This is a genomic window from Streptomyces sp. NPDC001292, assembly GCF_042896465.1.
In the GTDB taxonomy this organism is placed as follows: Bacteria; Actinomycetota; Actinomycetes; order Streptomycetales; family Streptomycetaceae; genus Streptomyces.
Map to the genome: position 1 here is coordinate 59,222 of NZ_JBIAXG010000001.1, position 23,850 is coordinate 83,071.

The window sequence follows — 23,850 nt, forward strand, 5'->3', positions numbered from 1 at the left end:
TCACTCACCTCCGCGGTCTCGAAGGGACAGTGCCGGGTCGGGCCGGCGCAGGGTCAGCACCGCAGTGACGACGAGCGGCGCGGCGGCGACGGCCGCCAGCAGCAGGGCCACCTGGGCGACCGGAAGTTCGACCAGGACGGTGGGCATCGGTTTCGTGGCCTGCCCGGTCAGGACGATCAGCGGGATCACGGCCCGGGCCAGCACGGTGCCCAGGGCCACGCCGACCGTCAGCGCCAGGGCCAGCAGCACGCCCTGCTCGGCGGCCAGCGTCCGGGCCAGTTGGCGGCGCGGGGCGCCCAGGGCGCGCAGTACGGCGAACTCGGCGTGCCGCTCCCTGAGCGCTCCGGCCCCGCTCACCGCGAAACCGACCGCGGCCAGCGCCGCGGCGACCACGGCCGCCGCGGTGAACGCGGCCGCGGGTCCGGCGCCGAACGGGTCGTCGCGCAGCTGGGCGGCGATCTCCTCTCGCACGATCACCTGCGCCGGGTCGATGTCGGGCAGTGCCCGCAGGTCCGCGGCCACACTCGCCGCCTGGTCGGCATCGGTGCGCAGCCACCACTCGGTGGGCACCGCGCTCTCGCCGTGGCGCGCCTGGAGCAGCCGGTTCACCGACCGCAGATCCATCAGCACGCCTCCGCCGTCGTGCGCCGTGGAACCGCCCTGGACGGCACCGGCCGTGGTCGGCAGCTTTGGTACCGCGCGGACGATCCGGACCGGAACGTTCTGGCCGCCGAACGTCACGTCCAGCCGCTGTCCCGCACGCGCGCCCGTGGAGGCCAGGAAGCGGTCGGTCGCCAGGGCCGCGATCTCCGGCTGCGCGGGCTGCGCGACCTGGAGCCGCAGGGTCAGCGTGCCCGTCGCCCAGCTCTGGTCGCGCGGCACGTATCCGGTGCCGTAGGCGACGGTCAGCGGGCTGGATGATGTCACGGCGGGTGCGGCCGGGGTGTTGTCGCCGTAGGGGGTGGGGTCGGCGCCGGTGGCGGCCGATGTCGCCTTCCAGGCCGTCGGCAGGCTGAGGTGCCGTTCCGTCCCGTCGGCGCCGGTCGCGGTCGCCTCGGAGACGGTGAGGTGGTGCCGCTCGGCGTGGTCGACGGGCTGGAGCAGGGTCAGGTCGAGGCCGGTGAGGATCAGTGGGCCCGTGGCGGCGGGGAGGTCCAGGTCCAGCGGGCGGGGGCGGCCGTCGGCGGGCAGCGCGCCGAGCGGCATCCGGTACGGGACTCCGTAGCGGTCCTCGACGGTGGCGCCCACGTCCGCGGAACTCCCGGCACCGGCGCCGCGGATGGTGGTCGTCAGCCGCAGGCGGGCCGTCCCGGCGGGCAGCTTCAGCCCCGCCGTCGGGCTCTTCGGCGCGAGCCCCGCCAGCAGCGGCCGTACGGGATCGGACGCCAGGTCGGGGCGCATCAGCATCGTGTCCGCCGCGTTCGCGGTGTCCAGCGCGAGCACGGTCGCGGCGCGATCGCCGGACAGCGGCAGCGTGGTGCGGACGGCGGGGGCGGCGGCGCGCACGTGGGGGACGGCCGCGTACTGCTCGGTGCGGCCGAGGCCTGCTTCCCCGGCGGCGAGCACGCGTACCGGCGCACCCGCCCGGAAGTCGGCCTGGTCGTCCTGCGAGCGGTCCCAGGAAGCACCCTGACCGATCGCCAGCATGCCCAGCGCGATGGCGAGTACGAGCAGCAGCACCGGACCGGCCCCGCGCATCGGGCGCCGGCTGAACTGCCAGCCCGCCAGCGCGGCCGGCAGTCCGCGGCCTGCTGTCGCGCGGCGCTCGGCCAGCCGGGCCACCGGCGGCAGCAGCCGCAGGGTCAGCACGGTTCCCGCCAGCAGGGCCAGCGCGGGCGCGGTGACCAGCAGCGGGTCGATGCCGAGCGTGCCCGTGAGGTCGCCGCCGACCGCGCCGGAGGGCTGCCGGTTCAGCTGCCAGTACGCCACACCGGCCACCGCCAGCAGCCCCAGGTCCGCGCCGGCGCGCAGCGGCGCGGGCAGCGTACGGGCCCGCGAGCCGGCCGTGAACGATGAGGTCAGCGCGGGCAGCGTCACCGCCATCGCGCAGCCCAGCGCCACGGCGGCCGCCACCAGCCAGACACCGGGGCGCCCGGTCGCGGAGACGTCCGGGTGCAGTCCGATCCGGGCCAGGGCGCCCTGCCCGGCCAGCAGCCCGGTCAGCGGCCCTGCCAGCAGCGGCGCGCAGGCCACAGCGGGCACGGCGAGCAGCAGCGCCTCCGTGGCGGCGAGGCCCGCGAGCCGGGCACGGGAGCCGCCGCGGGCCCGCAGCAGGCGGGTCTCCGCGCCGCGTTCGGTGCTCAGCAGGCGGGCCACCAGCAGCAGCGCGTAGCCGGCGAGCAACGCCAGCTGGAGCACGGCGATCAGCAGGGTCGAGCGGGCCACGAGCAGCGAGCGGTCGATCCGGTCGAGGACACCGGGCAGCGAGGTCGTGACCTCCGGGGCGCCGCCCACCGCGGCGGACTTCCGCAGGGACGCGGCACCCTCGCGCACCGCGTCGCGCAGCGACCCGATCCGCCCGGTCGTCAGCCTGGAGAAGTCCGCCGAAGCCTGCCACGCGGTCTGTCCCGCGCTCACCCTGCCGCCGGTGACGACGCCGGGGCCGGTCAGCAACGGCCCGTACATCGTGAAGCCGACCTTGCGGACGCCGCGGCCGCCCAGTTCGTCCAGCCGCCAGTACGGCGCGTCGGCGCGGGCGGGGCGGTAGAGCCCGGTGATCCGCACGTGGGCCTTCCGGCCGCCGAGGCGGTCGGTGAGGGCGAGCCGGGCGCCGGGCTTCAGCCCGAGGCGCTGCGCGGCGGTCTGCGGCAGCGCGACCTCGAGGTCACCCGTCGCCGTCTCGCGGGGGAGACGTCCGGAGACGAGCCGCACCTGCGTGGGGTCCATGGCAGCGAAGTAGGTCAGGTCCGGGTCGCCCGAGCGCTCTGCCGGGGGCCGCAGTGACAGGGGCAGGCCGTAGGGGCCGGAGCGCACCAGCGTGCGCACGGTGACGGGCAGCCCGTCGAAGGCCTTGCGCGTCTGCTCGCGTACGGCGGCGTCGGCGGCCGCGCGCCCCTCGGGCGGTGTGTGGCCGCGGACCACCAAGGTGGCGTCGGCGGCGTTGCGCGGGTCCCGCAGGGAGTGGCGCAGCGCCGCGTCGCCGATCGCGCCGGAGTAGGCGGTGAGCGTCGCCAGCACCGCCGTGGTCAGCAGGACCGTGAGCAACGCGGCGGCCAGCAGCAGCCGGTGCGCGCGCGCTCGCAGCAGGACGAATCCCGTGAACCCCGCCACCCGGCTCCCCCTGCCGCCGCCCAGGCCTTTCGGCGATGTTGTCAGAGGGAACACGACGCGGGTAAGCGTTGCTGGGCCGAGCTTGACCGGATCGTGATCGGAATCCGGCGCCGAACGACCGGAACCCGGTACTCAGGTGCCTGCGCGGCGGCTCAGTCGGGCGTGTTCACCATCGACGCCGCCGCGTACGTCAGGTAGTTCCACAGCGTCTGCTCGTGCTCCTGCGACAGGCCGAGATCGTCGACGGCCACCCGCATGTGCCGCAGCCAGGCGTCGTGCGCCGCCCGGTCGACCTGGAAGGGCGCGTGCCGCATCCGCAGCCGCGGATGGCCGCGCCGCTGGCCGTACGTCGTCGGACCGCCCCAGTACTGGATCAGGAACAGCCTCAGGCGCTCCTCGGCCGGTCCCAGATCCTCCTCGGGATACATCGCCCGCAACTCGGGGTCCCCGGCCACCCCCTCGTAGAAACGGTGGACCAGCCGGCGGAAGGTCTCCTCGCCGCCGACCTGCTCGTAGAAGGTCTGCTCCTGAAGCGTGCCACGCCGAATCTCATTCACCCGTCCATGCTCTCAGACGGCCGGACGAGGACCGGAGGCCTAGGTCCCGCCGCTTCGACGACAGGGACCGGGACCACCGGTCCCGACGTGATCCGCGTGATCCGGGCGGGGTCTCAGCCGCGCCTGATCGTGATCGTCGTCCACGCGCCCACGTGCACGCGGTCGCCGTCCTGGAGGGGGACCGGCACGAAGGGCTGGATGGGGTCCTCCGAGCCGTTGACCGTGGTGCCGTTGGTCGAGTTCTGGTCGACCACCGCCCAGCTGCCGTCGGGCTGCTGGACCAGCACCGCGTGCTGGTGGGAGACGCCCGGGTCCTCCGGCGGGACCGACAGGTCGATGTCGGGGGTGTCGCCGGTGGAGTGCCGGCGGCGGCCGATGGTGACCTGGTTGCCGCTGAGCGTGCGCTGCTGCTCGGGCGAGTACGCGGGCAGGTTCAGGCCGGCGGCCTCGGGGCCGGAGCGCTGCATCATCGCCATGAAGTAGTCGCGGTCCGGACCGATCGTCGCCGTCCAGGTCGCGGGCTGCTGCTGCGGCTGCTGCGGGAAGGCCGGTCCCGGCGGGGCCTGGGTGGCACCCGGCTGCGGGTAGCCGTAGCCGCCCCCCTGGCCGGGGCCCGTCCGGCCAGGGGCGCCCGGACCGGACGGTCCCGCGGACGACGGCGGGGAGATCACCCAGTCGTCGTCACCGCCGTGCTGCGGCCGGCCCGTCTCCTGCGGGAACGCGGGCGGAGCCGGCGGGCCGGGCTGCTGGAACGCCTGCGGGGCGCCACCGGGCGCTCCGGGGGCACCGGGCGGCGGCGGAACCGGCCGGGACGGGTCGGCGCCGAAGTTCGGCGGGCCGGGGCGGCCCGGGGGCTCGGTGCCGAAGTTCGGCGGGCCGGGGCGGCCCGGGGGCTCGGTGCCGAAGTTCGGCGGGCCGGGGCGGCCCGGGGGCTCGGTGCCGAAGGGCGGGGCGTGCGGGATCGGCTCGGCGGGCCGGTTCACCTGGGAGGGCCGGGAGCCCTGGTACTCGAACGAGTCGCCGCCGAAGGCCGGGCCGGGCGGCTGCGGGAAACGGGGGCCGGGACCGGGGCCGGGCGCCGGCGGGGGCGGCGCCGCCGGCGTGTACGAGGTCGCCGTGTTCGTCAGGAAGTTCCACCGGCACTCCTCGCAGAACGGCGCGCCGCCCTCGCGGGGTGTACGGCACTGCGGGCAGAGCTCCGGCTCGGGGTCCGCTACGGCGGACAGGTGCGGGCGCCCACCGGGCACGCCGGGCACACCCGGCTGACCGGGGCCGCCGGGCCCCGGCGCGGGCGGGAAGCCGTAGCCCCCGACCGGGGGTGGCGGCGGAGGCGGAGGCACGGCACCGGCCATGCGGTGACCGCACACCTCGCACCAGTCGTCGGAACCCGACTGGTGTCCGTTCGGGCAGGTCGGCATGTCGGCGCTTCCCCCTCTCCTTTTCCGGCCGGTGCGGCCGGATTTCTCCAACCCCGAGGGGCCGGGCTCGTTGTCTTCCGCGGTCTTCCCGCGTCACTTCTTCACACGAACGGTCTTGGTGGACCGGGTCTCGAGAGTCATCTCGTCGGCCTCCTCCACCTTCGCTTTCAGTCGCACAGTACCCGTCGCGGCGTCGACCACGTCCACTACCTTCGCAAGCAGTTTCGCAGTATCCGCGTTCCCCGAGGCGCCGGCGAGCTGAACCGCCCGGCCCAGTTTGGCCGTTGCTCCATCGATATCGCCCGCTTTGCGAAGGTCGAGACCCTGTTGGATGACCTGTGCCAGTTCGGCCTGCCCGGTGTAGTGGGCCACCTGGGGGTTGATCGAGGTGGAGGCGGTCATGTCGTCGGTCCACACGGCCCGTACCAGGCCCTGGGCGCCGAGGTTCTGCACCGTTCCATCCGGTTTGGGCACCACCAGGGAGACCCGGGCGGCGAGCATCTCCTGCCCGATGCCGGCCGCGGGCACCTCCACGCAGAGGTGGTAGTCGCGGGACTCGTCCCCCCAGGAGCCGGTGGGATAGTCCCCGGCGCGCGGGCCCGCCTCGGCCCGGCGGTCGGTCAACTCCTCGACGGCCGGGGCGACTTGCTTGACGAACTTGATGGCCGTGCCCAGCGGCGTCCACACCCGCAGCCGGACGTCCGCGACCTCCTTGCCCATCGCCGTCTCCATCATCCGCGTGAAGTCGGCGGCCAGGCCCGCCGGGTCGGCGACGATGTCGGCGGTGCCGAGCAGCGCGGAGGCGATCTGTGTGACTTCTTTCACTTCCCAGTCGGTGCCCACGCCCCGCGCGTCACACGTGAAGCGTCCCGCGCAATCGTCGAGCGCCCGCCTGAGGTCCTCGGGCGACTCGTGCTCGTTGCGGCCGTCGGTGAGCAGGATGCCGTGCCGGATGGTGACGTCGGCCGAGGACAGCAGCCGGTCGGCCAGCCGCAGCCAGGTGCCGATGGCCGTGCCGCCGCCCGCGCTGAGTCTGCGCAGCGCCTGCTTGGCCTGGTCGCGGGTGGTCGCGTCGGCGACCGCGAGCCGGCCGCCGCCCGGGTAGACCTCCTTGGCCACGTGCGTGCCGCCGATCACCGCGAAGTGCACGCCGTCGCGCAGGGTGTCGATCGCGGCGGCCGTGGCGTCCCGGGCGTTGCGCATCTTGGTCGGCGGGTAGTCCATCGAACCCGAGCAGTCGACCATGATCGCCACCGCCGCGGACGGCCCCTGCCCGGGCGTGTACAGGTGCGGTGCCGCGACCGCGCTGCCGATCGTGCCGCCGCCGGTCGCGGTGACCGTGACGATCGCGTTGACCTCCCGGCCGCCCTCCGGCAGGTACTCGTTCTGGTACACGTCCACCGAGAACTGCGGCACGCTGGACTTCGAGAAATTCGCCATGCCTTCCCAGATCCCCCTCTGGACCCCGTGAACGGGGACGACGACTGTGAAGGGACCGGCCCCCGCCGGCCCTTGGAGCTTCCCCGCGCCGAGGACTCGGCCGGGGGTTTCCGTCACGCGTCCCGGCGTACGTCCCTCAGGCCGATCCTGCCCCCTGCGGCGCGGCCGGGAACGGCAGGACGGCCACTGTTACGTTGTCGTGGCCCCCGCCGTCCAGAGCGTGGCCGACCAGGACCCGGGCGCTGTGCAGCGGGCGCACGGCGGCGTCGGTGGGGACGGCCTCGGCCATCTCCCGGGCCGTCTCGGCGTAGTTCCACAGCCCGTCCGTGCACACCACGACCACTCCCGGCCGGTCCGGCTTGAACGAGGCGGTGTGCGGCTCCAGCTCGTAGGCGTCCGCGCCGAGCCAGCCGGTGATCGCGTGGGCGCGCTCGTCGGCGTACGCCTCCGCCTCGGACATCAGGCCCGCGGAGACCATCTGCGCGGCCCACGAGTCGTCCTCGGTGAGCCGGGCCGGGGGCGCGGCGCGGTCCACCGGCACCCAGTAGGCGCGGCTGTCGCCGACCCAGCCGACGACCAGCAGTCCGCAGGTGACGACCGCGCCGACGAACGTGCAGGCCGGCGCGTTCTGGTGGGCGGAGTGCCGGCCGGCCGGCGAGGGCTCCCCGGCGAGTGCGTCGACCGCCTGCCCGGCGGCGACGATCGCGTCGTGCATGGCCTGCTGCGGGTGCGTGCCCCGGGGCAGGGCGGCCAGCAGCGACTCGCTCGCCGCTCGTGAGGCGGCCAGGGAGGCGTCGTCGGGGCGGGTCGCGGAGGACACGCCGTCGCAGACGATCGCCGCGAGGGCGGGCGAGCCGTCGGGCAGCGCTGTGCGGCCGAGGGCGAAGGCGTCCTCGTTGCGGTGGTGGCGCAGGCCGCGGTCGCTGACGGCGGCGATCGGGCCCGACTCCTGCTCCATGTGGTCGCGTTCGCGCGGCTGGGCGTGTCCGCAGTTCTCGCAGTAGCCGTCGCTGTCGACCCGGCCGGCCCGGCAGGCCACGCACACCGCGGTGGCCTCGCCCGGGGCGGCCTCGCCCGGGGTGGCGGCGTCGGCGGGCACGCGCGGGTCCGGCGCCTGCAAGGGGTACTCGTCGGGCTCCGTCGGCCGGTCCAACCGCACGCCCGAGGCGGGCGCCCCGGAGAGCGGCGGCTGACCCTGGCCTTGCTGCGGCCGGCCTTGCTGCGGTTGTCCCTGAACTGCGGCCTGTGGCTGCGCTTGTCGCGGAGGCTGAGCGGCCGGCTGCGGATGCGGCCGGACCGCAGCCTGGGCCTGGGCTGGCGGCTGCGCCTGCGGCTGGGGCTGCGGCTGGGGCTGCGGCTGGGGCTGAGCCGTCGCCTCTGGCTGCCGCGGGGTCTGCACCGCCGGGTGCGGCTGCTGCTGAACCGCCGCCCGGGCCTGGGCTTGAGCCTGCGGCTGCCGTGCCGGTGCCGGCAGCGGGGAGCCGCTCGAGTCCGTGCTCGGCAGGTCCGTCGGCAGGTGCAGCCGCGGTGGGGCCCCGGAGGCGTCCGGGTGCGGTGCGCGCGGCCATACGGCGTCGTCGGCACACTCGCCGGGGCCGGCCGGGCGCGGCACCGCGCCGCGGTCCATGGTGAGCGTCGGCGTGTCGCCCGGTTCCGCGGCGGCCGCGGACAGGTCGTACCCGCACGCGCCGCAGAAGCGGTCACCCGATTCGAGCGGCTCCGCGCAGTTCGGGCACTTCGGCAGCGCGGCCTGCTGGTGCATCTGCGACATCAACTACACCCACGTCCGGGGGCGGTAACGGTTGGCACGTTCCACCAGGTCGATCCTCTCCTCGCCACCGGGGGCCAGCCGGGCCAGCGTGCGGTACGAACGCTCCAGGCCGAAGCGGAGTCCCCGCTCGTCCAGGTCGCTGCCGAGCAGCACCCGCCGGGCGGCCGGGTCGGTGGCCCGGCCCCCGGAGAGTACCCAGTCCAGGGCGCAGCCGAGGACTTCCGCCGACAACCGTTCGCGCCGCGCGGGGTCCAGACCGTAGGCCTGAAGTGCCTCGACCTGCCCTGAGGCGGCCGTCAGATCGTCCAGGAACGGCGTGTCGGAAGCCGCCGCCGTACGGTGCCGCAGCCGTGCCCGTACGGCCGCCACGCGCGCCGCCGTGTAGTGGATGGAGGACTCCGGAACGGACTCCAGGGTGCGTACCGCGCCGTGCCGGTCGCCGGTGGCGAGCTGCACGCGGGCCAGGCCGAACGCGGCGCTGACCTGGCTCGGGTCGGTCGACCACACCAGGCGGTAGTACTCGGCGGCGTTGTCGAGCTGGCCGAGCACCTCGGCGCACAGGCCCAGCGCCAGCTTCGGTGCGACCTCACCGGGGAAGGCGTCGTAGACCGCGTCGAAGGCGAGGGCCGCCTCCTCGTGGTCGCCGGTGACCAGGGAGGCCACGCCCCGGTACCAGACGACCCGCCAGTCGTCCGGGTGCTGCTGCTCCAGTCGGCGCAGCACCTCCAGCGCGGTGGCCGGTTCGCCGGTCTCCAGCCGGGCCCTGACCTGGCGCAGCCGGGTCTCGGCCGACTGCGTGGGCGCCGCCGCGAGCGCGTGCGCCAGTTCGCCGGGCGCGGACGTCAACAGGCCTGCCAGAAAACCCGCGTTCGGGTCACCCGGGTCGACGTGCGGGACCGGCAGGGCCAGCGCGGCGGCGGGCGTGTCGACGGGCTTGACGAGCGCAGGGGTAGCCGGGGCGTTCGGCGTGTCCGGGGCGGCGTGGCCGTTCGCTGTACCGGCCTCGAGGGCCGGGGCCGATCTGCTCGAGCGTGTCGCCCGCGCCCCCAGCCGGGACACGTCCCCGTCCAGCTTCGGGAACAGCTCCGTGTCCGTCACCCGCAGTTCCGGGCCGAACAGCGTCGAAAGGGCCGGCTGCGCCCGGCCGGTCTGCAAGGACACGACCTCCCGCAGCACGCCCGTGAGCTGCTCGGACATCTCCTGCGCCGAGGCGAACCGGCGGGCCGGGTCGGGGTCGGTGGCACGGACCAGCAGCCGGTAGAAGGACTCGTACCGGCGGAAGACCTCTATGTTGTCCGGGTCGGGCAGGGAGTCCGCGAAGACGTTCGTGTAGCCCTGGAAGTCGAAGGTGAGCACGGCCAGCGTACGGCCCACCGTGTACAGGTCGCTGGCCACCGACGGGCCGGCCTCGGCGACCTCGGGCGCCTGGTAGCCGACCGTGCCGTAGATGGCCGACTCGTCGTCGTCCATACGGCGTACCGCGCCCATGTCGATCAGCTTGAGCTGGTCCTCGGTCTGGATCGCGTTGTCGACCTTGAAGTCGCAGTACAGCAGGTTGCGGCTGTGCAGATGGCCGAGCGCCTCCAGGGCCTCGATGCCGTACGCGCAGGCCTGCTCCACCGGCAGCGGGTCGCGTCTGCCTTCCGGGGTGCGGCGGGAGTTGGCGATCTCCTTCAGCGACTTGCCGCCGACGTACTCCATCACGATGTAGCCGTCGAGGGAGCCGGTGCGCTGGTCGAGGTGCTCGACGAAGTTGTAGATCCGCACGATGTTGGCGTGCTCGATCTCCGCCAGGAACCGCCGCTCGGAGATCGCCGCCGCCATCGCGTCCTGGTCGCCGGTGTCCAGCAGGCCCTTGAGCACCACCCAGCGGTCGGACACGGCCCGGTCCACGGCGAGGTAGATCCAGCCCAGGCCGCCGTGCGCCAGACAGCCCGCGACCTCGTACTGGCCGTGGACGATGTCCCCGGCCCTCAGCTTGGGCACGAAGGAGTACGGGTGCCCGCACTTGGTGCAGAAGCCCTCCGTACGGCCCGGGCGGTCCCCCCGCGCGCGCCCGACCGGAGCACCGCAGTCCGAGCGCGAGCAGAACCGCTTGCGCTCCGGCACCTCGGGATTCTCGAGCACCATCGAACGCGGGTCGGGCCGCGGTACCTGCGGCACCTGCACCAGACCCGCGCCCAGCCGGCCGCGGCCGGAGGAGCCCGTCGTGGAGCCGGAGCTGCGCACCGACACCGAGCGGCCGGTCGCCTTGCCCGACAGCGACCGCGAGAGCCGTCCCGACACCGAGCGGCGCGACTTCGACGACTGCGACGACGTACGGGAACTGCGGGCGCTGGAGGCCGAGCCGCCGCTGCCCGCCGAACCCCGCGAGTCCCGGCCGCCGCCGGTGACGCCGGTGGGCGGCGAACCCACCATGCCTTCCCCAAGCTCTCGACCGCGCTCGGGCAGGGGAGGCCCCAATGCCGACACGACCGGCGCGAGACCGCACGTGTCGCAGTACAGCTCGCCGCCGCCGACGTCCTCGTACGTCCCGCCGCAGTCCGGCCGCTGACAGGTCTGCCCCGCCTGACTCATGACTCCCCCTACCGTCCCTCGGGCCCGCCCTGCTCCGGCACCCGGGAGCCGACGAGCAGCTCGGCCGCCGCCTGCTGGTAGCGCAGCACGGCCTGTTCGGCCACCCGCAGGTCGCAGGGCGCGCTCCACAGCACGCGGCGCGCCGCGTCGTACCGCTCGACCAGCAGCGGGTCCTCCGCCAGGCCGTGCCGGGCGACCTTCGCCTTGTACGCGTCCAGCCGTCCGCGCAGCTCGGCACGGACCGCCAGCGGCGCGGTGACCGCAGTCAACGACTCGCGGGCGCGCTGGAGTTCGTCCTCCGCCTTCTGCTCCAGCGACTCCAGCAGCGGCGACAGCCGGTGCCACCGGGCCTGCCTGCGGTACTCGGCGGCCGTCGCCAGCTGCTCCTGGAGGGCGGTCGGCGGACCGCTGACCACCGGCACCTCCGTGGCGGCGATCTTCGCCAGCACCTCGCCGCGCGCGGTGCGCGCCTCGGCGAGCGTGCGGTCCGCGCGCGAGAGCACGTCCCGCAGCCTGATCAGCCGCTGCTCGGCGTCCTGCCGGACTCCGAGCACGGCCTCGATCTCCCGGCGCACCTCGTCCAGCGCCCGCGCCTCCCGGTCGTACACCGTGGTGTCCGGCCGTCCCCCGCCCGGCGCCGAACTGCCCTGCGCGGGTATCCAGAAGGCGAGCGGATCGGAGATCACCTCCGCGCGCAGCTTCGTCAGCGTGCGCGTGACGCGCTCCAGGTCGTCGCCCGCCGGGTGCTCGCCGGGGCGGACGCCGACCGAGTGCGCGAGCCGGCGGGTGCGCTGGAGCTCCGCGGCCAGCAGATCGATCCGGGCGGGCAGCGCCGACCACACCGCGTCGGCGGCGACCACCATGTCCAGACCGGCCGCGTACAGCTCGTTCATCCGGTCCACCAGCGTGGCCAGGGAGAAGCTCTGGCTGAGCCGGCCGGGACCGGGCAGCGCGGGCGCGGCAGCGGCGCCGGGGACGGTGACGGACTCGCCGCGCAGCAGTTCGGTCAGCTCCACCAGGTCCTCGCGGCTGGACCAGCGGCGGCGGGCGCGGATCTCACGGGCGGTGCGCAGAGCGCCGCTGTAGGCGTCGAAGTACGCCCACAGCAGCGTGATCGACGCCTCCGTGGCCGCCCAGCGCTCCTTGGTGACACCGGTCAGTTCGGCGCCCTCCAGGAGTCTGCGGCCCGCGTGGTCCTGAAGGGCGAGCAACGAGGTCTCGATGGCCTCGTGCTCCGCGCCGAGCCGCGCCAGCGCACGGTCCACCTCGTCCCGGTCCATCACCGGCCCGGCGGGGTCCGTGACGCCCATCGATCACCTCTCGCTGCTGCGTGTCGCCTGTGTGCTGTCGGGTTGTGCCGGTCCGTCGGCGGCGCTCGGGCCGGTGACCGGTCACCGGTAGGCCGGCGTCGGCGCGGTGGCCGACGGTGAGTCCTTACCCAGCGTGGCGGACAGCCACGTGCCGTACGACGCCTTCCAGCCCCCGTCCTTGCGGTAGTTCTCCAGTGTCCGGTTGACCTGGCGGACCAGATCGTCGGCACCGAGCTTCATGGCCACACCGTAGAACTCCTTGGTGAAGGAGGCGCCCTTCAAGGCCACCGTGGGGTCCTGCGCGGCCTGGCTGGCGGCGAGCGCGCCGTCCGTCACCACCGCGTCCACCTCGCCGAGTTGCAGCCGCACCAGGCAGTCCAACTGGTTGGGGACGGTGGTGGTGATGTCGGTGGACGCGGGGAGCCTGCCGTCGTTGGTGTCGGCGGACAGGTGGTCGTAGGCCGTGGAGCCGGTCGCCGAGCAGATCTTCTTCCCGGCGAGGGAGCCGTCGTAGCCCGTGATGTCCGAGGTCTTGGGGGCCAGGACCTGCTGGCCGGTCTGGAAGTAGGGGGCGGAGAACGCCACTTGCTTCAGCCGGTCGCAGGTGATGGTCATGGTGCGCACCACCATGTCCACCCGGCCGCTGCGGATCGCGGGTATCCGCTCGTTGGTGGGGATGGCCTTGAACTGGACCTTGTCCGCGTCGCCGAGGATGTCCTCGGCGACGCGGTGCACGAGGTCGATGTCGAAGCCCTCCAGCGCGCCGGAGGCGTTGTTCGGGTTGCGGTAGCCCCAGCGGTAGCTGTTCTGGTCCACGCCGACCGTCAGGTATCCGCGCGACCGGATGGCGTTCAGCGTGGGGCCGCCGGCGCCGGACGGGGACAGGCTCAGGTTCTGGGCCTGGCTGTCCTGGCAGTCGTCCGCCTTGGACTGCGTGCCCTGCGCGGCTCGCGGGCCGCTCATGGCGGGGCCGCCCGCCCCGTCCGGCTGGGTGCGCGGCAGCAGCAGGACGAACGCCAGCGCCAGGGCGCAGACTGCCGCCATCGCACCGACACCGCCCCAGCCCTTCAGGCCGGCCCGCAGACGTCGTGCTCGCATCACCACGCCCCCTTTCACCGCTGCCACGCTCCCTTTCACCGGTACTCCGAAAGCCTGCGCCCGATGCCCAGCACCGCGCCGGCCGCGCCGAGCACCGCGAGCACCGCGGAGCCGACGGGCAGGCCTGTCATGGCGGCCCGGCCGTTCTCCGCGGCCTGCCGGAACCTGCCCGTCTCATGGGTGAGTGCCGACGCGAGGGAGGAGTCGACGTTGTCGAAGCACTCACCCGTCGACTCCGCCCGGTCCTTGGCCGTGGTGCCGACGACCCGGTCGCGTGCCTTCTGGTAGTCGCCGGAGTCGTTGGCCCGGCGGGCCAGTTCGTGCCGGGACTTCCAGACCTTCATCGACTCGTTCGCCGTGTTCACCGGCTTCCTGCCCGCCGGGTCCTCGGCGAGGGCGCCGGCCCGGGCCAGCGCCCGGGCGAGGGTGCCGATCTCCTGGTCGTACGCCCAGTCGTAGGCGTCCATGACCGTGCCGTCCTTCAGTGTCTTGGTCTCCGCGCCGCGGCTGACGAGGGTCAGGTTCTCGTCGCTGCGGGCCTTGAGGGAGGCGATACGGGCGTCGTGCAGCACGTTCAGCGAGCGCACGCCGTGCGTGTGGGAGCCGTTGAGTCCCGCGCGCGCGACGCTGTGGCCGATCACCAGCCACAGCAGGACGACGGTGGTGGCGGCGGTGGCGGCGACCAAGCCGTGGTTGAGCACCCGGTTGGTCCGCAGGTAGTTGCGCCGCTGGGCCCAGGCGAGGGCGGCCAGGGCGACGACGCCGAGGGCGATCGCGGCCCACGGGTACGGTGTCGCGTCCCCGTAGTCGGAGCGCAGCCGCTGGTTCTCCTTCTGGTACAGGTCCTCGGCCGCCGGGAGCATCTCGTTCTGCATGGTGTCGTTGGCGGCGCGCAGGTACGCGCCGCCCACCGGGAAGCCCTGGCGGTTGTTGGCGCGGGCGGACTCGACCAGGCCCTTGTAGCGCGGCAGGAGTTCGTTGAGCTTGGTGACGGTGGCCGCGGAGGGGCTGCCGGGGGCGGAGTTGGCGGCGGCGGTGACCAGCTTGGCGGCGGCCGTGCGCACGTCGGACTCGTAGCGCTCGCGGGTGGCCGTCGTCTCCTGGAGGCCGGCCAGGTAGCCGCTGGTGGCCATGGTGTTGGCGTCGGCGAGCGAGCGGTAGATGTCCGCCGCGTCGGAGCTGAGCGGCTGGCTGCGGTGCAGGACGTCGTCGGCGGCCGTGGCGCGGTCGGTGGTCTGCAGGGCGGTGACGGCACCGAAGGCCACGACGAGGAGCGCGAGTACGGCGCCGATGATGCGGAGGCGGCCGGGCTCCGTGGTGGCGGCGGCGCGCAGGCGCTCGGCACCCTCGGCGAAGGCCGTGCGGCGCGGCGGCGCGGGCCGGGCGGCGGGGGCCGCGGGCTGCGGCGGAACCGCCGGCAGCGTGGGCAGGCCCGGGCCCGGCGGCGCCGAGCTGCTCGTCGGCGGTTGTGTCACTGTTGACCTCCCCCGTGGTCATCGTCGCCGCAAGTATCGCTGCCAGGACCGACATCCGCACCGGCCTTCACCGGATCCCGGCCGGGCCGCGGTGCGCTGGCCCCGTACCACCCCTTGCCCATGAACACGCCGGGGGAATCAGTTCGGTTCCCCTCGCGCCCGCGGCGCGCGGACGGCCCGGCCCGCTCCCCCCGGCCGCCGTACGCGGCGGCCCCACCCCCGCGCCGGCACCCGCCCCGTGCGCGCCCGCGGGAGGCGCGCCGTCCCTCACTGTTCGAAGTGGGCCCGCACCCTTTCCTGGGCGGCCGCCGGCGCTCCCACGTGGTCCAGGCCCAGGAGGGCCGCGCCCAGGACCGGACGGGCCGTGACGACCCGCGGGACCGCCTTGGGGGCGCGGGCGGCGAGGAGATCGCGGACGGCGTCGTCGAGCCGGGGGTGGCGGGCGGCGAGGACACTGCCGCCGAGGAGGACCGGGGTCTCCTCGGCGAGCAGGCCGAGGCGGGTCAGGGCGACCGTGGCCATGGCCACCACTTCCTCGGCCTGGCGGTCGACGATCGCGCGGGCGACCGGATCGCCCTGCGCGGCCGTGGCGAACAGGACCGGGGCCAGTTCGTGGCGGCGGTGGTGGCCGACGTGCCCCAGGTGCAGCGCCTCGATGAGGGCGTACATGGAGTCCAGCCCGAAGTGGGCGGGGAGGGTGCGGGACAGGGCCGTGGGCGCTCCGCGGCCGTCCTCCGCGCGCGCCGCGTACCACAGGGCCTCCTCCGCCAGGCCCCAGCCGCCGCCCCAGTCGCCGGAGACCCGGCCGAGCGCGGGGAAGCGCGCGGTGCTGCCGTCCGGGAGCATGCCGACGCAGTTGATGCCGGCGCCGCAGACGACCGCGACCCCACGCGGTTCGGCCACGCCCGCGCGCAGGATCGCGAACGTGTCGTTGCGGACCTCCACCGTCGTGCCCCACGCGCGCGCGTGCAGGGCCGACGCCAACTGCTCCTCCTCAACGGGCAGATCGGCGTTGGCCAGGCACGCCGAGACATGGCCGGCGCCGGTGACGCCGGCCTGCGCGTACGCCCGCCGGACCGTTTCCCCCAGGGCGTCCACCGCGGTCTCGACGCCCACGGCCGGCGGCCGGAACCCGCCGCCGCGGGCCGTGGCGAGGACGCGCCCGTCGGCCGCCACGACCGCGACGTCGGTCTTGCTGTTGCCCGCGTCGATCGCGAGGACGCTTGCGGTCAGACCCACGCGAGGTACTCCCGGTTGTGCGCGACCAGTTGGTCGGTGAGGCTCTCGGCGTGGGCGTACTGGCCGATCAGGGGGTGCGAGAGGAGGGCGCGGAAGACCCGGTCCCGGCCGCCGCGCAGAGCCGCCTCCAGGGCCAGGTCCTCGTACGCCGTCACATCGGCCATCAGGCCCGCGTACAGCGGGTCCACGGGGGAGACGGGGAGGGGGACCGGGCCCTTGGAGCCCACCGCCGCCTGCACCTCGATCACCGCGTCGTCCGGGAGGAAGGGCAGGGTGCCCTTGTTGAACGTGTTCACCACCTGGTACGGGTTGCCCCCGCCGCCCAGCAGGGCCGCCGCCAGGTCCACGGCCGCCTCCGAGTAGTAGGCGCCGCCCCGCCTGGCGAGCAGGGCCGGCTTCTCCACCAGGGCCGGGTCGCCGTACATCGTCAGCAACTCCCGCTCCATCGCGGCCACTTCGGCCGCCCTGGACGGCTTGGTGCGCAGCTCCTCCACGACCTGGTCGTGCGCGTAGTAGTAGCGCAGGTAGTAGGAGGGGACCACGCCCAGACGGTCCAGGAGCCGGCGGGGCAGGCGCAGATCGCCGGCGATCGTCCCGCCGTGCTCGGCCAGGAGCCGGGGGAGTACGTCCTCACCCTCCGGGCCGCCCAGGCGCACCCCCGTCTCCCAGGTGAGGTGGTTCAGGCCCACGTGGTCCAGGTGGACGTCGGCGGGCGCGAGGCCGAGCATCCCCGCGAACTTGCGCTGGAGGCCGATCGCCACGTTGCACAGGCCGACCGCCCGGTGGCCGGCCCGGAGCAGGGCGCGGGTGACGATGCCGACCGGGTTGGTGAAGTCGATGATCCAGGCGTTCGGGTTGGTGCGGCGGACGCGGTCGGCGATGTCCAGGACCACCGGGACCGTGCGCAGGGCCTTGGCCAGACCGCCCGCGCCGGTGGTCTCCTGGCCGACGCAGCCGCACTCCAGGGGCCACGTCTCGTCCTGCTGCCGGGCCGCCTGACCGCCGACGCGCAGCTGGAGCAGCACCGCGTCGGCGCCGTCGATGCCCGCGTCCAGGTCGGAGGTGGTGACGACACGGCCCGGGTGGCCCTGGTGGGCGAAGATACGGCGGGCCAGTCCGCCGACCAGCTCCAGCCGGTCAGCCGCCGGGTCCACCAGTACGAGTTCCTCGACGGGCAGGGTGTCCCTCAGGCGCGCGAAACCGTCGACGAGTTCGGGGGTGTAGGTCGAGCCGCCGCCGACCACGGTGAGTTTCATAGCTGTTCAACCCTTTACTCCGGTGAGGGTGACACCCTCGATCATGGCTGGATCTCCCTGGGACGGGCGGGCGGTGAGGAGGGGGTGGGGCGGGTACGGGGCCGGTACGGCGGTCAGCGCGAGGTGTCGAAGACCTCGTCGCGGGTGGTCGCGAGCGCGCTCTCCAACGCGCCGCGCAGCACGGGGTGTTCACGGAGGTCGGCGACCACCAGGCGCGGCCGGGGGGCGGCGAGCTCCTCCAGTTCGGCCTGGACCAGGGCGCGCAGCACCTCGCCGCCGGCGGTGAGCGAGGCGCCGCTGAGGACGACGAGTTCGGGGTCGAGGACGGAGACGAGGGAGGCGAGACCGGTCGCGAGCCGGGTCGCGTACCTCGTCAGGAGCGTGCGGTCGAGGCCGGTGGCGTGGTCGGCGGCGCGGGCGACGAGTGCGGCGGCGGCCTCGGCGGCGGATCCCGTGGGCAGGTCCACGATGCCCAGCTCCCGGGCCAGTTTCGGCAGCGCCTGGGAGCCGGCCAGCTCCTGGTAGCCGCCGCTGTTGGCCCTGGTGACCTGGCGGACCAGCGGGGTGCCCGGCACCGGCAGGAAGCCGACCTCGCCGGCGCCGCCGGTCCAGCCGCGGTGCAGCCGGCCGCCGATCACCAGGGCGGCGCCGAGGCCCTCCTGGTTCCACAGCAGCACGAAGTCCCGGTGGCCGCGCGCCGCGCCGAGCCGCTGCTCGGCCATGGCCACGAGGTTGACGTCGTTCTCGTACTCCACCGGCATCGGCAGGGCGGCGGCGAGTTCGTCGAGCAGGGTGGGGGAGTGCCAGCCGGGCAGGTGGGAGGCGTAGCGCAGGCGGCCGGTGTTGGGGTCGAAGGCGCCGGGGGTGCCGATGACCAGCCGGTGCACGTCGCCGCGGGCCAGCCCCGCCGCCTTCACCGCGCCGTCGAGGGCGTCGGTGACCTGCCGTACGACGGGCTGGGAGGGACGCCGGCCGGGGGTCGGCAGTTCGTACTCGCCGACGGTGCGGCCGGTGATGTCGGCGACGGCGGCGCGGATGCGGACGGGGTTGACATCCAGCCCCGCGACGTGGGCTGCGGCCGGATTGACCGCGTACAGCTGGGCGTTGGGGCCCGGGCGTCCCCTGCTGGTCCCCGTGGCGAGGACCAGCCCGGCGGCCTCCAGGCGGGCCAGGAGCTGGGAGACGGTCGGCTTGGACAGACCGGTCAGCTTGCCGATCCGGGTGCGTGACAGCGGCCCGTGCTCCAGCAGGAGGTCCAGGGCTGCACGGTCGTTCATGGCGCGCAGGACGCGTGGGGTGCCCGGCGTGCCGGCGGTTCCTGCCATGCGTGTCGCCACCTGCCCTCCGCCGCAATACTGTTAGGAAGGTTTCCTGTTCGAGTGGCAGGAAGGTATGCCCAGCGCGAAGCGGCCGTCAAGAGAGAGCACCCCGCGGCAACGGAGTCGTGCCTGCGGGGGCGACGAGGGCGCCCTTTTCCGGGCGCCGCTCCTTTTCGCCGTAGGCCCGCGGTGGGCCTACTTCGTCATCGACTGCGGCGGGATCGGTGATGCCGCCAGGGACTGCGGGGAGGTGGTGCTGGAGTAGGCGGAGGGTGCCGCCATCCCTGCCGTCGGGTCCGGCGGGGTGTCGTCAGCCGGGGTCGTCGCGTCGCCCACGATACGGATGTCGGCCGCGTCGAAGGCGCGCTTGATGCGCCAGCGCAGCTCCCGCTCGACGGTCACCGACTTGCCCGGCATGGTCTTGGCCGTGACGCGGACGACCATGGAGTCGATCAGCACGCTGTCCAGACCGAGCACCTCGATCGGGCTCCACAGGAGCTCGTTCCAGGGCTCCTCCTTGCTCATCCGCTCGGCGACCTCCTCCAGGGTGGCCTTCACCTTGTCCAGGTCCTCGTCCGCCCTGACGGTGACGTCGACACCGGCCGTCGCCCAGCCCTGGGAGAGGTTGCCGATCCGCTTGATCTCGCCGTTGCGGACGTACCAGATCTCGCCGTTCGCACCGCGCAGCTTGGTCACGCGCAGTCCCACCTCGATCACTTCGCCCGCGGCGACGCCCGCGTCGATCGAGTCGCCGACGCCGTACTGGTCCTCCAGGATCATGAAGACACCGGAGAGGAAGTCGGTGACCAGGTTGCGGGCGCCGAAACCGATCGCCACACCGGCCACACCGGCCGAGGCCAGCAGGGGGGCCAGGTTGATCTCGAAGGTGGCCAGCACCATCAGCGCCGCGGTGCCCAGGATCAGGAAGCTCGTCACCGAGCGCAGCACCGAGCCGATCGCCTGCGAGCGCTGCCGGCGGCGCTCGGCGTTGACCAGCAGCCCGCCCAGAGCGGTGCCGTCCACCGCCTGGGCGGTACGGGCCATGCGGTCTATGACCTTGGTGATCGCCCGCCGGACCACCCCTCTCAGTACCGCCGCGACCACCAGGATCAGCAGGATCTTCAGGCCGATGGCGAGCCATGTGGACCAGTTCTGCTCGACCCAGCTGGCCGCGTTCGTCGCGGTCTCGTGGGCGTCCTGGAACGTCGGGACCGTCAGGGCCGGCGACTCGGAGGGCGACGGCGACGGACCGGCGGCCAGTAGGACGGCGGGCAAGGACACGGCAGGTACCTCCAGGTGCATCCGCCCTCCGGCACGGGGTCAATATCGACTGGGTCACGAAGAGATCACCGGACGGGCAGAACCACCACACTAACGGGGCAGGGTGTGTGCGTTCCCGTGAAGTTCCGGGAAGGGCGCATGGGGAGACGGTGACCACCGGCCTCTGATCAGGCTGTGTGAAGGGGCCGCGGTCCGGGGGATGAATGAGGTGTGGTCGAAAACACTCCCAGCCCGTTACCGGGACATGGTGGCGCGTTCACCAGGCATGAGGGGAAACTGACTGCAGGCAGCCCCGGCGCGAGCCACGCGCCGCCGGCGTACAAGGAGGCATCCGTGCCGCATGTCCTGGTCCTCAACGCGTCGTACGAGCCGCTCGGCGTCGTACCGCTCCGCCGCGCGCTCGTCCTCGTCCTCGAGAACAAGGCAGTCTGCCTCGAGGAGTCCGGCGCCTATCTGCACAGCGCGACCGTCACCGTCCCCGCACCCAGCGTGGTCCGGCTCAAGCGTTTCGTGCGGGTTCCCTACCGGGGGCCCGTTCCTCTGACCCGAAGGGCGCTGTTCGCGCGCGACGGGGGCCGGTGCATGTACTGCGGTGGCATCGCCACCAGCGTCGACCACGTCATACCGCGCTCACGCGGGGGCAAGCACGTCTGGGACAACGTGGTGGCCTCCTGCCGCCGCTGCAACCACGTCAAGGCCGACCGTCACCTGGTCGAGCTCGGCTGGCGCCTGCGCCACAAGCCGGCCCCGCCCACCGGCCTGGCCTGGCGCATCATCGGCACCGGGCATAGAGACCCGCGCTGGCTGCCCTACCTGCAGCCGTACGGCGCGGACGACGCCCTGGCCCGGATCGACGGCATCTCCGCCTGACGATTCCGGGCCTTCGCATTGCCCCGCGGCCACCCGCCCGGAGCGCGGTCCCCACGGCCACCGGCCCGGGGCCGCGCTCCGGACGCGGACCCCGCGCGGCACGCGTCACCGGAGCCGGTCGCGACGACCGGAAGGATCAGGCTGTGTCGAGACTCGCCAGGGCGTGGATGGCCGCGAGTGCCTCTTCGCCGCTGACGTCGAGTTGTCTGGCCGCGGCGGCGCAGCCGCCGGCGTACTCGTACGGCTTCGCCTTGACGTCGGTGGCGGGCGCCGGGGCGATGACCTGCGTGCCGGAGCCCCGGCGGCTCCTGACGAGGCCCGCGGCCTCCAGTTCGCGGTAGGCATGCGTGCTGCCACTTGGCCCCTCGTGCTCCCGGGACCGGCGATCACGCGTACCGCAGCTCCGCCGGGCGGACCGAGCGTCGTAGCAGCGGGAGTGAGGCGGCCGTGGTCAGCAGGCAGGTGGCGTACACGCCGGCTGGGACCAGGAGTGCCGTGTACGGCACGGTCCCGGCGGTGAGGAGGCCGTACCAGAGGCCGATCGCCAGGCCACCCGTGCCTGCCACGAGGACGGCCGGGGCCAGGGGCAGGGCGGTCTCCAGCAGGAGGGCTCGGGCGAGTACCCGTTGGGGTACTCCGGCGGCCACCTGCGCGGCCAGCGCCCGGCGACGGGTGGCGACGGACTCGGCGGTGCCGACGGCGAGCGCGGTGAGGATGATCGCGAGGGCGAGGACGATGGCCGCGGCCGTGAGGTTCAGGCCCGTGACGTAGAAGGAGGCGTCCGCGGCGAAACCGTTCGTGTCGTCCGCGGTCTCCAGTCCGGCGAGCAACGCCTGCCGTACTCCCGTGTACCCGGTCCCGACCACCGTCACCAGCAGCACCGCCGCATGGGTACGTGCCGCCGCCCACGGGTCGTCCCGCAGCCGTTCCGCCGCGATCAGCACCGCCGGGGAGACGGTCCGGGCCGCGAGCAGCCGGCCGGTCAGCCGGGACAGGGCGCCCGTGAGCCACACCGCGCCCCCGCCGACGGCCAGGACCGCCGCCATGACGATGAGCGGGCCCCTCGTCAGGCCCGCGTGCCGGGAGTCGGCGGAGGTACCGGCCACGGCCCCCAGCGCCGCCACGCCCACGACCAGCAGTCCGCCCACGAACACCAGCGCCGGACCGCGCCCCGACCGCGCGTGGCTCCGCCGCACCCACCCCAGCGGTGAGGCCACCACGCGGCGCAGCGCCAGCACCCCGGCCGCCGTGCCCAGTACCGGTACAACGGCCGCGACCAGCGCCATCCCGGCCCAGGCCGGCGCGGTCGGCCGCTCCCACGCGGCCACCAGCACCGCCGCCGCCCCGGCCGTGGCGAGCGCCGAGCCCAGCAGGCAGGCCGACCCGGTCTCCAGCGCGGCGATCCGCCGTACCCGGCCCGGCTCCGCGCCCGCCAGCCGCAGCACGGCCGTCCGCCGGTCGCGGTGCACCGCGCCGATCCGGGCGCACTGCCCGAGGAACCCGAGCACGGGGACCAGCAGGAGCAGCAGTGCGACGATCACCCCGGAGCGTTCGCCGGGCTCGTCGAGAAGGCCGTTGCCGAAGGAGAAGCGGTATCGCCCGTGCACCGAGGCCAGGACGGCGGCCGCCAGGCCCAGCCCCGTCGCGCACATCGCCCCCGCCGCCGTGAGCGCGATCCGCCACCACTCCCGCCGGTCCGAACCCCGCACGAGCAGCCAGGCCAGCCGCAGATCGGTCCTCATGCGAGCACCCCCGACCCGACCGCCACGCCGTCCTGCAGCCGCACCTCGCGGTCGGCGTACGCCGCCACCTGGGCGTCGTGCGTGATCAGCAGCACCGCCGTGCCCGCCTCCCGGGCGGTTCCCACCAGGGCCGTCATCACCTGTTCGCTCGCCAGCGAGTCCAGTGCCCCCGTCGGCTCGTCCGCGAACACCACCCTCGGACCGGTCACCAACGCCCTTGCCAGCGCCACGCGTTGTGCCTGGCCGCCGCTCAACTCCCCGGGGCGCGCGCCCTCCTGTTTCCGCACGCCGAACCGCTCCAGCCACGCCCTCGCCTGCTCCTGGGCCGCCCCCCGTGCGGTCCCGGCCAGCATCAGCGGCAGCGCGACGTTGTCCACGGCGGTCAGCTCGGGGATCAGCTGGCCGAACTGGAACACCACCCCGAAGTCGGTGCGGCGCAACTCGCTCAGGCGCTGCTCCGGCAGCCTGTCGACGTGTTCCTCGCGGTACGTCACCGAGCCGGCGTCCGGCCGGACGATGCCCGCCAGGCAGTGCAGCAGCGTGGACTTCCCGCTGCCGCTGGCGCCGGTCACGGCGACGATCTCGCCCTCGCGCAGCTCCAGGCAGGCACCGCGCAGCGCCGGGGTCCTGCCATGGGTCTTGACGAGGTCTCGGGCCACCAGAAGGGGCGCCGGACGGTTGCTCATGCTCGGTCGACCTCCACGGTCAGAGTGGTGAGCCGGGCCTGGGTGGTGGTCATCCAGCGCAGGTCGGCGTCGAGGTGGTTGAGGGCGTAGTCCGCCGAGAGCACGGTCGCCGGATCGGCGCCCGGGGCGGTCTTGACCGCCGTCAGCTCCCGCATCCGCTCCATGTGCGCGGCGCGTTGCGCGAGCAGGTGGGCGGCGGGGTCGCCGCCGGTGAGGATCGCCACGACGACCTTCGCGAAGATCTCGTTCGTCACGAAAAGGGCGGGAGGCGTGACCTGCCCGGCCCAGACGGCCACGTCGCGGGAGCCCTCGGCCGTGAGGCGGTACAGCGTGCGCTCCGGTCCGCCGTCGGAGTCGGTGCCCTCCACCTCCGCCAGCCCGTCGCGGACCAGCCGCTGCAAGGTCGTGTAGACCTGCCCGTAGGCCAGCGGGCGGGCTTGCGGGAAGTGTTCGTCGTGGCGTCGCTTCAGGTCGTAGCCATGGCTCGGCCCTCCGGCGAGCAGGCCCAGCAGGATGTGTCGGGTGCTCATGGGCTCAGTAT

At 74.2% G+C, this 23,850-nt stretch carries 17 protein-coding genes; 1 reads left to right on the forward strand and 16 read right to left on the reverse strand.

Going from position 1 to position 23,850, the window contains the following annotated elements; genetic code table 11:
* The 13 genes from ACFY4A_RS00260 to ACFY4A_RS00320 form a co-directional block, all read right to left on the reverse strand.
* On the reverse strand, positions 1 to 3,270 hold the full coding sequence (locus ACFY4A_RS00260; RefSeq protein WP_390827164.1) for an FtsX-like permease family protein: 3,270 nt from the start codon (positions 3,268 to 3,270) through the stop codon (positions 1 to 3).
* Between the two features lie 152 nt (positions 3,271 to 3,422).
* Entirely contained in the window at positions 3,423 to 3,827 is a 405-nt protein-coding gene (locus ACFY4A_RS00265; protein ID WP_390827165.1) for a globin, read from the reverse strand.
* Between the two features lie 113 nt (positions 3,828 to 3,940).
* Entirely contained in the window at positions 3,941 to 5,245 is a 1,305-nt protein-coding gene (locus ACFY4A_RS00270) for an FHA domain-containing protein (RefSeq protein WP_390827166.1), read from the reverse strand.
* A gap of 93 nt (positions 5,246 to 5,338) precedes the next feature.
* On the reverse strand, positions 5,339 to 6,685 hold the full coding sequence (locus ACFY4A_RS00275; RefSeq protein WP_390827167.1) for a VWA domain-containing protein: 1,347 nt from the start codon (positions 6,683 to 6,685) through the stop codon (positions 5,339 to 5,341).
* A gap of 136 nt (positions 6,686 to 6,821) precedes the next feature.
* Positions 6,822 to 8,456 (reverse strand): PP2C family serine/threonine-protein phosphatase, encoded by a 1,635-nt coding sequence (locus ACFY4A_RS00280; protein ID WP_390827168.1) that lies wholly within the window; start codon positions 8,454 to 8,456, stop codon positions 6,822 to 6,824.
* 3 nt (positions 8,457 to 8,459) lie between these two features.
* Positions 8,460 to 11,033, reverse strand: a complete 2,574-nt coding sequence (locus ACFY4A_RS00285) for a tetratricopeptide repeat protein (RefSeq protein WP_390827169.1) — start codon at positions 11,031 to 11,033, stop codon at positions 8,460 to 8,462.
* A gap of 8 nt (positions 11,034 to 11,041) precedes the next feature.
* Entirely contained in the window at positions 11,042 to 12,343 is a 1,302-nt protein-coding gene (locus ACFY4A_RS00290) for a hypothetical protein (RefSeq protein ID WP_390827170.1), read from the reverse strand.
* Positions 12,344 to 12,424: 81 nt separating this feature from the next.
* Positions 12,425 to 13,441: a glutamate ABC transporter substrate-binding protein gene (locus ACFY4A_RS00295; protein ID WP_390827171.1), complete on the reverse strand. Its 1,017-nt coding sequence runs from the start codon at positions 13,439 to 13,441 to the stop codon at positions 12,425 to 12,427.
* A 35-nt stretch (positions 13,442 to 13,476) separates the two neighbouring features.
* A complete protein-coding gene (locus tag ACFY4A_RS00300) occupies positions 13,477 to 14,916 on the reverse strand; it encodes a hypothetical protein (protein ID WP_390827172.1) in 1,440 nt (479 codons plus the stop codon).
* Between the two features lie 267 nt (positions 14,917 to 15,183).
* Positions 15,184 to 16,155 (reverse strand): N-acetylglucosamine kinase, encoded by a 972-nt coding sequence (locus ACFY4A_RS00305; protein WP_390827173.1) that lies wholly within the window; start codon positions 16,153 to 16,155, stop codon positions 15,184 to 15,186.
* Positions 16,146 to 17,411, reverse strand: coding sequence for a 6-phospho-beta-glucosidase (locus ACFY4A_RS00310; protein ID WP_390827174.1), 1,266 nt, complete (start codon positions 17,409 to 17,411; stop codon positions 16,146 to 16,148). The genes ACFY4A_RS00305 and ACFY4A_RS00310 overlap by 10 nt, the downstream gene beginning before the upstream one ends.
* 113 nt (positions 17,412 to 17,524) lie before the next feature.
* On the reverse strand, positions 17,525 to 18,736 hold the full coding sequence (locus ACFY4A_RS00315; protein WP_390827175.1) for an ROK family protein: 1,212 nt from the start codon (positions 18,734 to 18,736) through the stop codon (positions 17,525 to 17,527).
* A gap of 189 nt (positions 18,737 to 18,925) precedes the next feature.
* Positions 18,926 to 20,032: a mechanosensitive ion channel family protein gene (locus tag ACFY4A_RS00320; protein WP_390827176.1), complete on the reverse strand. Its 1,107-nt coding sequence runs from the start codon at positions 20,030 to 20,032 to the stop codon at positions 18,926 to 18,928.
* 312 nt (positions 20,033 to 20,344) lie between these two features.
* Between ACFY4A_RS00320 and ACFY4A_RS00325 the strand changes: the two genes are divergently transcribed.
* On the forward strand, positions 20,345 to 20,881 hold the full coding sequence (locus tag ACFY4A_RS00325; RefSeq protein ID WP_141360845.1) for an HNH endonuclease: 537 nt from the start codon (positions 20,345 to 20,347) through the stop codon (positions 20,879 to 20,881).
* Between the two features lie 386 nt (positions 20,882 to 21,267).
* On the opposite strand, the gene ACFY4A_RS00330 is transcribed toward ACFY4A_RS00325, so the two are convergent.
* From ACFY4A_RS00330 to ACFY4A_RS00340, 3 genes are read right to left on the reverse strand one after another with little or no spacing between them, the layout of a single operon-like run.
* Entirely contained in the window at positions 21,268 to 22,623 is a 1,356-nt protein-coding gene (locus tag ACFY4A_RS00330) for an ABC transporter permease (protein WP_390827177.1), read from the reverse strand.
* The gene (locus ACFY4A_RS00335) at positions 22,620 to 23,309 is read right to left on the reverse strand and encodes an ABC transporter ATP-binding protein (protein WP_390827178.1); all 690 of its coding nucleotides are present in this window, start codon (positions 23,307 to 23,309) and stop codon (positions 22,620 to 22,622) included. Before ACFY4A_RS00335 ends, ACFY4A_RS00330 begins: the two co-directional genes overlap by 4 nt.
* Positions 23,306 to 23,839 carry a PadR family transcriptional regulator gene (locus ACFY4A_RS00340; RefSeq protein WP_390827179.1) on the reverse strand — a complete coding sequence of 178 codons (534 nt, stop codon included), beginning with the start codon at positions 23,837 to 23,839 and terminating at the stop codon, positions 23,306 to 23,308. Before ACFY4A_RS00340 ends, ACFY4A_RS00335 begins: the two co-directional genes overlap by 4 nt.
* Positions 23,840 to 23,850 lie beyond the last annotated feature (11 nt).

Coding starts and splice junctions, on each gene's coding strand:
- ACFY4A_RS00270 (WP_390827166.1), bottom strand. CDS start 5,245: ATGCCGACCTGCCCGAACGGACACCAGTCGGGTTCCGACGACTGGTGC.
- ACFY4A_RS00275 (WP_390827167.1), bottom strand. CDS start 6,685: ATGGCGAATTTCTCGAAGTCCAGCGTGCCGCAGTTCTCGGTGGACGTG.
- ACFY4A_RS00280 (WP_390827168.1), bottom strand. CDS start 8,456: ATGTCGCAGATGCACCAGCAGGCCGCGCTGCCGAAGTGCCCGAACTGC.
- ACFY4A_RS00285 (WP_390827169.1), bottom strand. CDS start 11,033: ATGAGTCAGGCGGGGCAGACCTGTCAGCGGCCGGACTGCGGCGGGACG.
- ACFY4A_RS00290 (WP_390827170.1), bottom strand. CDS start 12,343: ATGGGCGTCACGGACCCCGCCGGGCCGGTGATGGACCGGGACGAGGTG.
- ACFY4A_RS00295 (WP_390827171.1), bottom strand. CDS start 13,441: ATGCGAGCACGACGTCTGCGGGCCGGCCTGAAGGGCTGGGGCGGTGTC.
- ACFY4A_RS00310 (WP_390827174.1), bottom strand. CDS start 17,411: ATGAAACTCACCGTGGTCGGCGGCGGCTCGACCTACACCCCCGAACTC.
- ACFY4A_RS00315 (WP_390827175.1), bottom strand. CDS start 18,736: ATGGCAGGAACCGCCGGCACGCCGGGCACCCCACGCGTCCTGCGCGCC.
- ACFY4A_RS00320 (WP_390827176.1), bottom strand. CDS start 20,032: ATGCACCTGGAGGTACCTGCCGTGTCCTTGCCCGCCGTCCTACTGGCC.
- ACFY4A_RS00330 (WP_390827177.1), bottom strand. CDS start 22,623: ATGAGGACCGATCTGCGGCTGGCCTGGCTGCTCGTGCGGGGTTCGGAC.
- ACFY4A_RS00335 (WP_390827178.1), bottom strand. CDS start 23,309: ATGAGCAACCGTCCGGCGCCCCTTCTGGTGGCCCGAGACCTCGTCAAG.
- ACFY4A_RS00340 (WP_390827179.1), bottom strand. CDS start 23,839: ATGAGCACCCGACACATCCTGCTGGGCCTGCTCGCCGGAGGGCCGAGC.